The organism is Marinobacterium profundum (genome assembly GCF_001528745.1).
GTDB classification, from domain to species: domain Bacteria; phylum Pseudomonadota; class Gammaproteobacteria; order Pseudomonadales; family Balneatricaceae; genus Marinobacterium_A; species Marinobacterium_A profundum.
On sequence record NZ_BCNS01000027.1, the window covers coordinates 1 to 2462 of the forward strand.

Genomic DNA, 2462 nt, shown 5'->3' on the forward strand with positions numbered 1-2462 from the left:
GCCCAACTACGCCCCCCAGGCCATAGTTCCGGTGCGTGGCCAGGGCTCGCACCTGTGGGATCAGGACGGGCGCGACTATATAGACCTGGCCGGTGGTATAGCCGTCAATCTGCTGGGCCACTGCCACCCGCAACTGGTCCAGGCTCTCAAGGATCAGGCCGACACACTCTGGCACCTGAGCAACGTCTACACCAATGAACCGGCGCTGGCGCTGGCCCAGCAGCTAACACAGCAGACCTTTGCCGAACGGGTGTTCTTTGCCAACTCCGGCGCCGAGGCCAACGAAGCGGCCTTCAAGCTGGCACGCAAGTATGCCTACGACCATGTAGGCCCGCAGAAACACGAAATCATTGCCTTCGAACAGTCGTTCCATGGCCGCACCCTGTTTACCGTCAGTGTCGGCGGCCAGCCCAAGTACCGCCAGGGCTTTGAACCGGCTCCCGGGGGTATTACCCACGTGCCCTACAACAATATAGAGGCACTCAAGGCGGTCATTTCAGAACGCACCTGTGCGGTCGTGATGGAACCCATACTGGGCGAAGGCGGCATTATCCCGGCCACAGCGGAATTCGCCCGGGCGGTGCGCGAACTATGCGATCAGCACAATGCCCTGCTGATCTACGATGAAATCCAGACCGGCATTGGCCGTACTGGCAAACTGTTTGCTTATATGGATATGGGCGTGACGCCCGACATCCTCACCAGCGCCAAAGGTCTGGGCGGCGGCTTCCCCATAGGTGCCATGCTGACCACCGCCGAGATCGCCACCAGCTTTGGCTTTGGCGCCCACGGCAGCACCTTCGGCGGCAACCCCCTGGCCTGCGCCGTGGCTGGCAAGGTGCTAGACATCGTCAGCGATCCGGCGCTGCTGGCCGACGTTGATCGCAAGCACGCCCTTATTGCAGCGCACCTGCAGCGCATCGGCGACAAGCTGGGAGTCTTCAAGCAGATACGTGGTGCAGGTCTCTTGATCGGTGCCGAACTGGTCGATGCCTGGCACGGCAAGGCCGGTGAGTTTCTCGCCGCAGCCCGTGCCCAGGGACTGCTGATCCTGATGGCCGGCCCCAATGTGCTGCGCTTCACGCCATCCCTGATCATCCCAGATCAGGATATCAACGCCGCCATGGCGAAGCTGGAAGCCGCCATCGAGCAGGTGCTGGCCACCTAACTCAGTGCCAATCCGGGCGCCCTTGCTCTGGGGGCGTCCTCTCGACCGCCATGGCGCCGATGCCAGACTCCACAGGACGAGACCACAATGACCCCAAACCCTGCCCACAGCCCCTGGATTGACTGGCTCGACAGCCAGCACGATAGCATGCTGGCCCGCACCCTGGAGCTGGCCGCCATCAATTCCGGTAGCCTCAACAGCGTAGGCGTCAACCGCGTGCGCGAAACCCTGCAGCACTATTGCAGCCCGCTCAGCGGTACTATTGAGGTGCTGCCCGTGGCGCCCTATCGCCGCATCACCGACCAGGGCGAGGAGCAGCTATTACCGCTGGGGGATGCACTGCGCATCCGCAAAAGACCCGAAGCCCCGCTGCAGATTTTTTTCTGTGGTCACATGGATACCGTCTTTGCGGCGGACCACCCTTTTCAGTCCGTGCGCTGGCTAGATGACAACACCTTAAACGGGCCCGGTGTCGCCGACCTCAAAGGCGGCTTGATGGTGATGCTCAAAGCCATAGAAGCACTGGAACGCAGCCCCTACAGCGACCATATTGGCTGGGAGATACTGTTCAATCCGGATGAGGAAATTGGCTCACCAGGTTCAGCCCCGCTGATTAGCGAAGCCGCCTTGCGCTGCGATCTTGGGCTGATCTACGAGCCCTGCATGCCGGATGGCAATCTGGCGGGCGAGCGCAAGGGCAGCGGCAACTTCAGTGTCACGGTACAGGGCCTGGCCGCCCACGCCGGGCGTGAGCACCACCTGGGGCGCAACGCCGTGCGGGCACTGTGCGACTTTGTCAGCGCACTGGACGACCTCAACGGACAGCGTGAAGGCATCACGGTTAATCCTGGGTTCGTCCATGGGGGGGGCGCCGTCAATGTAGTGCCGGATCAGGCCATGGCCAGGTTCAATATCCGTATAGGCCAGGCCGAAGACGAAGCCTGGTGTCTCGAACAGCTGGCGCGGCTGTGTGCTGAAATTAACGCCCGCGACGGTCTCAGCCTGCAACTGCACGGTGGTTTTGGCCGCAAGCCCAAACAGTTGACCGACGCCAACCAGGCTCTGTTTGAACTGGCCCGCAGCTGCGGAGAGCAACTGGGGCTGGCACTGGACTGGAAACCCACTGGCGGCTGCTGCGATGGCAACAATCTTGCCGCCGCCGGCGTGCCCAATATCGATACCCTGGGGGTGCAGGGCGGCAAGATTCACAGCAGCGAGGAGTTCATGTACGTCAGCAGCTTCACCGAACGCGCGAAACTCAGCGCCCTGATTCTGCTGCAGCTGGCGGAGGTTG

General features: G+C 62.0%; 2 protein-coding genes. Both read left to right on the top strand.

What is annotated here, in order from left to right; translation table 11 throughout:
• Nucleotides 1–1168: aspartate aminotransferase family protein (locus MPRO_RS02040; RefSeq protein WP_067286358.1), on the top strand; the 1168-nt coding region annotated here is incomplete at its 5' end.
• 87 nt (nucleotides 1169–1255) lie between these two features.
• The coding region (locus MPRO_RS02045) for a hydrolase (protein WP_067286360.1) at nucleotides 1256–2462 on the top strand (1207 nt) is incomplete at its 3' end.